This window comes from Domibacillus sp. 8LH (assembly GCF_038806185.1).
Taxonomy (GTDB): domain Bacteria; phylum Bacillota; class Bacilli; order Bacillales; family Domibacillaceae; genus Domibacillus; species Domibacillus indicus_A.
The window spans coordinates 1-218 of the sequence record NZ_JAVJNG010000386.1; the positions used below are offsets into that span (position 1 = coordinate 1).

Sequence of the window (218 nt, forward strand, 5' to 3'; positions counted from 1 at the left end):
TCTTTTCGGATTTTTTCGCTTTCGATTACTTCTTTCCACGGCTCTTTTGTGACAGACAGTGCTTCGTCGATCCGGGCGTTCAGCGCATCACGCGTTGCTTTATCGGACAGAACTTCTTTAATATGGTCAAGGCCGACACGTTCTACCCAGGCCGCCGTCCGTTCAAGATATACCGCATCCTCCCGGTAATACTGCATAAATGCACCTGTCATTTCCAT

General features: G+C 48.6%; 1 protein-coding gene. It reads right to left on the reverse strand.

Annotated features, from left to right (window positions below; translation table 11 throughout):
* Nucleotides 1–218 (reverse strand): hypothetical protein (locus RG959_RS25115; protein ID WP_342799398.1); only part of this gene is annotated, 218 nt, incomplete at both ends.